General features: G+C 38.4%; 5 protein-coding genes. 3 read left to right on the top strand and 2 right to left on the bottom strand.

What is annotated here, in order from left to right; translation table 11 throughout:
- Together DCO44_RS11000 and DCO44_RS10995 are read left to right on the top strand one after the other, a co-directional pair.
- The coding region (locus DCO44_RS11000) for an AAA family ATPase (protein WP_165815712.1) at nucleotides 1-918 on the top strand (918 nt) is incomplete at its 5' end.
- A gap of 2 nt (nucleotides 919-920) precedes the next feature.
- Nucleotides 921-1,640 carry a hypothetical protein gene (locus tag DCO44_RS10995; protein WP_116761852.1) on the top strand — a complete coding sequence of 240 codons (720 nt, stop codon included), beginning with the start codon at nucleotides 921-923 and terminating at the stop codon, nucleotides 1,638-1,640.
- A gap of 112 nt (nucleotides 1,641-1,752) precedes the next feature.
- Here the strand turns inward: DCO44_RS10995 and metH are convergent, their stop codons facing one another.
- Nucleotides 1,753-5,439 (bottom strand): methionine synthase, encoded by a 3,687-nt coding sequence (gene metH, locus DCO44_RS10990; RefSeq protein WP_116761850.1) that lies wholly within the window; start codon nucleotides 5,437-5,439, stop codon nucleotides 1,753-1,755.
- A 440-nt stretch (nucleotides 5,440-5,879) separates the two neighbouring features.
- On the opposite strand from metH, the gene DCO44_RS10985 reads away from it, so the two are divergent.
- Nucleotides 5,880-7,502, top strand: a complete 1,623-nt coding sequence (locus tag DCO44_RS10985) for an inorganic phosphate transporter (RefSeq protein WP_116761848.1) — start codon at nucleotides 5,880-5,882, stop codon at nucleotides 7,500-7,502.
- Nucleotides 7,503-7,856: 354 nt separating this feature from the next.
- Here DCO44_RS10985 and pgaD read toward each other — a convergent pair whose 3' ends face one another.
- The gene (gene pgaD, locus DCO44_RS10980; protein WP_116761846.1) at nucleotides 7,857-8,282 is read right to left on the bottom strand and encodes a poly-beta-1,6-N-acetyl-D-glucosamine biosynthesis protein PgaD; all 426 of its coding nucleotides are present in this window, start codon (nucleotides 8,280-8,282) and stop codon (nucleotides 7,857-7,859) included.
- Nucleotides 8,283-8,306 lie beyond the last annotated feature (24 nt).

Here is an 8,306-nt window from a genome sequence, read left to right as displayed (position 1 = left end):
ATTGTTAAAAATGTTACTGATTTTGAGTTCCCTAGAAGTGTTTATGAGAAAAATTATACTCATCTTGAAACAAAAAATTTACCGGCAGAATTTCAATATACATTCCAGTTCGGTAAATATGAATTAGTATATAAATATATTAAGACTGATTTTCAAACTTATTCTTATGAGGAGGTTGTAATTAATGACGTTGTTTTAGCTCTAAGAAATAAAAATAAAATTGAAATTCTAGCATTTGAAGGAGCTGAATATTTATCAAAAGAGTTAAGCAATGATAAAATATCATTAATTGCATATTTAAGGAATAATGCAAATTTAGATAAACGGAAAATATATAATAAGATTTTTTCTAATTTTTTAGATTTTGTAGATGGAATGTTATTTTTTAGATCATTAGATGTTAGAGAATATATTGGCTATGATAGTGGGGTTTCAGATATTTTTGAATACATTGTTAAGAAAAATAAAGTAATGGAATTACAACTATTTTTGGAAAAAGCAGGTATTAAATATCATTTAGAGGCTAGTAGTGATGATATATATTGTGTATTTGGGAAAAATAAATCTGAATTACATCAAATAATGTCTAGTGGGACACAAACTTTATTGCTTTTTTATTATTGGTTATTACGAATTAAAGAAGATAAAAAAGTTGTTTCTTTATTATTTATTGATGAGTTTGATGCTTTTTATCATTTTGAACTATCGAAAGCAATAGTAGAAGAACTTAAAACTTTTACTGGACAGACTATATTGACTACACACAATACAAGTTTGTTAAGTAATGAGTTATTAAGGCCTGATTGCTATTTTGTAATTAATAACCAAAAGATTCAATCTCTGCCAAATCTAACAGATCGAGAAATTCGTGCAGTTCACAATTTGGAAAAACTATATAAAGCAAAGGCATTTAATTAAAAATGGAACTAAATAAGAATCCTGAACATATATTATTAGTTTTTGAGGGAGAGTCAACCGAGTATAAAATTTATGAATTGTTAGAAAAACATCAGTTAGGTTTAGATAAGAAAATCTTAGCTACCTTTAAAGCAGAGGTTTATCAGTTATATAGACAAGTAATTGATGAAGGCGCAGATCTGTTACTTTTACTTAAAGATAAGAATCCTTCTCTGAGTAATATTAGTCAGGATAATATATCTTCAATTTTTCTTTTCTTTGATTTTGATTGCCATGCTACGCAGGCTGAAGACCTGAAAATAAAAGAATTATTGGATCATTTTGACAATGAAACTGAAGAAGGAAAGTTATTTATAAGTTATCCAATGGTTGAGGCTTTTAAATATTTTACTCATTGTGACGATCTAATGAATTTCTTAAATTTTTATGTTAAACGCATTCAAGTTCCAATGTTTAAACAAATATCTCATCAGGAATCTGATCATCGGAAAACATGGCAGAAAATGACTAAAGATGATTGTCAACGCATTATTAATATGCATTGTATTAAAGCAAGTTATTTGGTGAATAAAACAGATAAATTATATGAGGGCGATATTGCGCAAAAAACAATTTTTGATATACATGATGGTAAAGATGAAGTATATGTTTTATCAGCATTCCCACTTATGCTTAAGTATTATTATAGTTTTACGAAGTTTTGTGAAAAAATGAATTCGTGAATATGTTCAGAAAATTGGCATGTTAACAGAAACCCCCTCAATTTGAGGGGATTCTTTTATTTGATACGAATTGATTTTCCTCCCCCTTTATTAAAGGGGGATCGAGGGGGATTTAAACAATCGAATCATCTAAATTTGGCCCTAACCAACGCTTCGCTTCATCAAGTGTCCAACCTTTTCGTTTTGCATAATCTTCAAGTTGGTCTTGAGAGATTTTACCTACGTTAAAGTATTCACTTTGAGGGTGTGAATAGTAGAAACCACTCACCGAAGATGGCGGCATCATTGCAAAGTGTTCAGTCAGTTTAGTACCGATTTTGTCTGTAGAACCTAACCAGTCAAACAACACCGCTTTTTCAGAGTGCTCTGGACAAGCTGGGTAACCCGGCGCAGGGCGAATACCGACATATTTCTCTTTAATCAGTTCTTCATTGCTGAGCTGTTCATCAGCTTTATAACCCCAGAACTCTTTACGAATGCGTTCATGTAAGTGTTCGGCAAAAGCTTCAGCAAAACGGTCTGCCAACGACTGTACTAAAATTGCAGAGTAGTCATCACCTTTAGCTTTGTACTCATTTGCCAATTCTTCTGCACCAAAAATCGATACAGTGAATCCACCTAAGTAGTCCTGTTGCTCACGGTCAGTACGAATGTAATCTGCTAAAGACAAGTTTGGTTTACCTGTGACTTTGTCAGATTGCTGACGTAAATGTTCAAATGTATGCGTAACATTTTGACCAGCTTCATCAAATACGCTGACGGTATCGGCATCAGTGCGCTGCGCAGGGAACATACCAAATACAGCACGTGCATCAAAAAGGTTGTTGTCGATAATATCTTTCAACATCGCTTGAGCTTGGTTATACAAATCTGTTGCAGCTTCACCAACCACTTCATCTTGTAAAATTTTCGGGAACTTACCAGCCAAGCTCCAAGAAATGAAGAATGGTGTCCAGTCAAAATATTCAACCAATGTTTCAAGCGGGTAATTGGTTAAGACCTGAGTTCCCAAAAGATTTGGTTTTGCAGGAACATAGCTTTCATCAATTTTAAAGCCGTTTTTAATAGACTCTGCGTAAGTCAGTTTTGCTGCTTTTGGTTGTTTGTTAGCTAAGCGCTCACGAATTTTGGCATATTCAGCACGGTGTTCTTCAATGAATTTTCCACGCATTTCTTTTGAAAGCAGGGTAGTTGCAACACCTACAGCACGTGAGGCATCGGCAACATAAATCACCGCATCGTTATGGTACTGAGGGTCAATTTTTACTGCTGTATGCGCTTTCGATGTCGTAGCACCACCAATCAATAAAGGAATGTCAAAGCCTTTACGTTGCATTTCTTTAGCAACAAACACCATTTCATCTAAAGACGGAGTAATCAGACCTGACAACCCGATGATGTCACATTTTTCATCAATCGCAGTTTGCAAGATTTTCTCACAAGGTACCATCACACCAAGGTCAACAATGTCGTAACCATTACAGCCGAGTACAACACCCACAATATTTTTACCAATATCGTGTACGTCACCCTTAACAGTTGCCATTAGGACTTTACCTTTAGATTGGCTACCTGTTTTTTCAGCTTCAATATACGGGTTGAGCCAAGCCACAGCTTGCTTCATGACACGTGCAGATTTCACAACCTGTGGTAAGAACATTTTGCCTGAACCGAACAAGTCACCGACCACGTTCATACCATCCATCAAAGCACCTTCAATCACATCTAAAGGACGTTTGGCTTTTAGGCGAGCTTCTTCGGTATCTTCGTCAATGTATGTGGTAATACCTTTAACCAAAGCATATTCAAGACGTTTCTCTACAGGTTCGTTACGCCATTCAAGGTTTTCAGCTTCGCGTTGAGCACCACTATGACCACGGAACTTTTCAGCCACTTCAAGTAATTTTTCAGTAGCGAGTTGACCAGATTCACCTTGGTTCTGGTTTAAAACAACATCTTCAACCGCATCTTTGAGTTCTTTAGGAATATCATCATAAATTGCCATCTGACCGGCATTTACAATCCCCATGGTCATGCCTTGTTTAATGGCATGGTACAAGAACACAGAGTGAATGGCTTCACGAACAGGCTCATTTCCACGGAACGAGAACGAAACGTTCGATACGCCACCAGAAATCATGGCGTGAGGTAAGTTCTGTTTAATCCAACCTGTGGCTTCAATAAAATCGACGCCATAGTTATTGTGTTCTTCAATCCCTGTTGCAACTGCAAACACGTTCGGGTCAAAAATAATATCTTCAGCAGGGAAGCCCACATCATTAACCAAAACATCATAAGAACGTTTACAGATTTCACGTTTACGTTCAGCAGTGTCGGCCTGACCAGTTTCATCAAAAGCCATCACAATAATCGCGGCACCATATTGACGGCAGAGGCGAGCCTTTTCGACAAACTCGTCATAACCTTCTTTTAAGGAAATCGAGTTAACAACAGGTTTACCTTGTACACATTTTAAGCCTGCTTCAATGATTTCCCATTTCGATGAGTCAATCATGATCGGCACACGTGAAATATCTGGCTCAGATGCCACAAGGTTTAAGAAATGTACCATCGCATTTTGCGAATCGAGCATCCCTTCATCCATGTTAATGTCAATAATCTGTGCGCCAGCTTCTACTTGCTGCTGTGCAACTTCTAAAGCTTCAGAAAAGTTTTCTTCACGAATAAGACGTAAGAATTTTTTTGAACCTGTAACATTCGTACGTTCACCCACGTTTACAAACAGTGAGTCGTCATAAATGTTAAAAGGTTCTAAACCACTTAAACGACAAGCTGGCTTAGTTTCTGGAATTTGACGAGGTGCAATGTCTTTTACAGCATTGGCAATAGCACGAATATGATCTGGTGTTGTACCACAGCAACCACCGGTAATATTGATCAAACCACTTTCTGCAAACTCTTTTAAGAAGGCAGCAGTTTGTTCTGGTGTTTCGTCATATTCACCAAAAGCGTTTGGTAAGCCAGCATTTGGATGGGCAGAAATGAACGTATCCGCAACATCAGACACAGTTTTAACGTGAGGGCGCATGGCATCTGCACCAAGGGCACAGTTAAAACCAATTGAAAGTAAATCACCATGACGTACAGAGTTCCAGAACGCTTCGGCAGTTTGACCTGTTAAGGTACGACCCGATGCATCAGTAATGGTCCCTGAAATCATGAGTGGTAATTCATGACCAATTTGCTTAAAGACTTCTTTCACCGCAAAAATTGCAGCTTTACAGTTTAATGTATCAAAAACGGTTTCAATCAGAATGATATCTGCACCACCTTCAATCAGCGCATGAGTGGCCTCAATATAGTTTTCTTTTAGCGCATCAAAGGTAATGTTACGAAAGGCAGGATCATTTACATTGGGTGAAATTGAACAGGTACGCGATGTTGGGCCGAGTACACCCGCTACAAAACGAGGTTTGTCAGGTGTTGAATATTTTTCACAGGCTGCTTTGGCTAAACGCGCTGCTTCACGGTTAATTTCGTGAACAAGGTCTTCCATGTGGTAGTCCGACATAGAAACACGTGTGCCGTTAAAGCTGTTGGTTTCAATAATGTCTGCACCAGCATCAAGGTAAGCTTCATGAATGCCTTGAATAATCTGCGGCTGCGTTAAGACCAATAAGTCATTGTTGCCTTTGAGGTCATGTGCCCAATCTGCAAAACGCTCACCACGGTAATCTTCTTCTTCAAGCTTATGGCGTTGAATCATGGTGCCCATCGCACCATCAATGATCAATATACGCTCAGCGAGAAGCTTTTTAAGGGTGGTAAGCGTGGACATAAATAACCCCAATACACGGCAAGTCTTGAAATGGAGCATATTTTAACAGAACTCAGACTTAATTTTATTTTAATTCAGCTTTTTGACTGTCAAGTTAGTAGTATTCATGCAAAAAAGAAGAGTTATTTGGCGATTTCATTGAAATGCAATATTACATAGGCATGATGAATCTATTTCGATTTCAAGGTGAAAGCGCATCAGAGAGTGACAAATTTTTTTACAATTCTGAAAATCAACTACTTTTTTGCATGAAATATTTTTTTGTTATAAGTATTTGAAAAAAACAGATTTACAGCTAAAAATCCTCCCCATCGCAGTGCGGAGTGATTTAAAACAGGTCAATTGTTAAAAATTTGGCTTTATATGACACCTGTTTGTCATATAATTGTCATAATTTAATTGAACAATAAGGGGATTTTATTATCCTCTTAACCGTCTGCATGAATTCAAAAACTCCTCCCGTCCAAGATCGTATGCATTCAGCATCGAACAAGTCGACGAATGTGCATGTTCCAACACCGAAGTTTTTTATGCCGGTGTTTTTTACGGTCATTATTGCGACCCTCATTTATATTGGGTTTCAGGTATCTGCGGACTTGTCGCATGTACCACCATTAAGTTTGTATTCTGTTATTCTTTTAGCGACGGCATTATTGATTGCACTAGGCTTTGAGTTTGTGAATGGTTTCCATGACACAGCCAATGCAGTTGCAACAGTGATTTATACCAATGCGCTGTCTGCGCCTGTTGCGGTGATGTGGGCTGGTTTTTGTAATTTCCTTGGGGTTATGGTCGCTAGCGGCGCGGTTGCTTATGGCATTATTGCTTTATTGCCAGTTGAACTGATTATGAATGTGAGTTCAGGGGCAGGCTTTGCGATGGTCTTTGCCATGCTGATTGCTGCAATTCTGTGGAATTTAGGCACTTGGTTCTTGGGTATTCCTGCATCGAGCTCGCACACTTTGATTGGTTCTATTTTGGGTGTAGGGATTATGAACTACCTATTACACTCGGGTAGTGGTGCCAGCGGTGTCGATATGGACCAAGTGATGAAAGTGGGTAAAGCATTACTGTTTTCTCCTTTAATCGGTTTTGCATTTGCTGCTGTTGTTTTCTTATTGGTGAAAAAAATCTTCAAGCGTCAGCTCGAATTATTCCAACCACCTGAAGGCAATAAGCCGCCACCACCACTTATTCGTGCCATTCTAATTTTTACCTGTACAGGGGTAAGCTTTGCACATGGTTCAAACGATGGTCAAAAAGGCATGGGCTTAATCATGTTAATTTTGATTGGTTTGGTGCCATTGGCTTATTCACTGAATAAGAATTTAGACTCAGCACATATCCAGTCATTTGAGCAATTGTCATCTCAAGCTGCGGTTGCTATGTATCCTGCACATGCAGACATTCCAGATGAACAAGCGCGTCAAACCATTACTGCTTATATTCAAACCAAAGAAATGACTCCAGAAGTGGTGCCTGCTTTGGCAAGTTTGACCGATCATTTGGGTGACCGTATTTCGCAATATGGCGACTTGAAAAATATTCCTGAAGATGCAATTTCATCTATTCGTAATGATATGTATTTGAGCACAACAGCGTTCAAACGTTTGGATAAAGCAGACCAGTTACCTGCGATGCCTGAAGCTCAGCAAAAGGTGGTGAAAGAGTATCGTAGCAAGTTGGATAGTTTCTTACAGTACATTCCAACATGGGTAAAAGTTGCAGTCGCTTTGGCTTTAGGTCTAGGCACAATGGTGGGCTGGAAGCGTATTGTGGTGACTGTCGGTGAGCGTATTGGTAAGCATCACATGACGTATGGTCAAGGGATGTCTGCTGAACTTGTGGCAATGTCGACCATTGCAGCGGCGGATGGTTTTGGTATGCCAGTTTCTACAACTCACGTATTAAACAGTGCGGTTGCAGGTACGATGGTAGCCAACAAGTCAGGTTTGAATTTTGCCACTGTAAAAACAATTCTTTCGGCATGGATTTTTACACTTCCTGCCACCATTTGTTTATCTGGTGGTTTATACTGGATTTTCCTCCAGTTCGTTTCTTAAAGTCTTTAAGAGACGAAATGAAAGCGCTGCATGGTCAGCGCTTTTTTTATGTCTGTTTGATTATAAACTCCATCGTTTTGATGTGAAGAAAGACTGCTTTAGCACAGGGAGTCATTGCGATTAGAAGCAGATTGGTTGCTATGCTTCAATCAGATTCACGCCTATTTTCATAGATATTTCAAAAGCAAAAGCGTCAATGATGATTAAAACAAGAGGCAGGCAGCTTTGTTTTTATTTTGGCAAGGATTTAGATGCGGCAATACTTTGGTTTTGAAAATATGAATTGAATAAAAAAGACCCCAAGAGATATTGAGGTCAATTGTTTTTAGAAAGAGCGTGGTGATCTATATTTGATTATTCTAGATCAACGATTTGTCCTTGGTCATTATGATGAACCACGGTGATTTTATGCTGTCTGGATTGTACAATTTTTTGGTTGCTGAGCTCAAAATAATCGGCATATTGCTGTGTGGCTAAGGGGTGTTCTGAGTTTTCCATTTTATCACTCACAGACGGCATAAATCGGCTCCAGAGCAATAAACCCACACTACAGAGCAGTAGTTCTAATCCACCATATTCAAGGCTTATACTTAGCGCATTAATCAGATGGTGTACCGCTGTACTTTTCTGTAATTGGATGAGAATCCAGACCAGTAAGAAGGGGCGCCAAAGCATGAACCATGCACCCCACATTAATGCCGTAGTGGTGTGGGACATATAACGTTTATGCCAAGGCAATAAATGACGCAAATCAATCACTAAATCATGTTGAGATTTCATTTTGAGATACTCTAATCGTGTTGA

It is taken from the genome of Acinetobacter sp. AM (genome assembly GCF_003105055.1).
GTDB lineage: Bacteria > Pseudomonadota > Gammaproteobacteria > Pseudomonadales > Moraxellaceae > Acinetobacter > Acinetobacter tibetensis.
The sequence above is the reverse complement of the archived record's forward strand: the minus strand, read 5'-3'. Positions and strand labels throughout refer to the sequence as shown.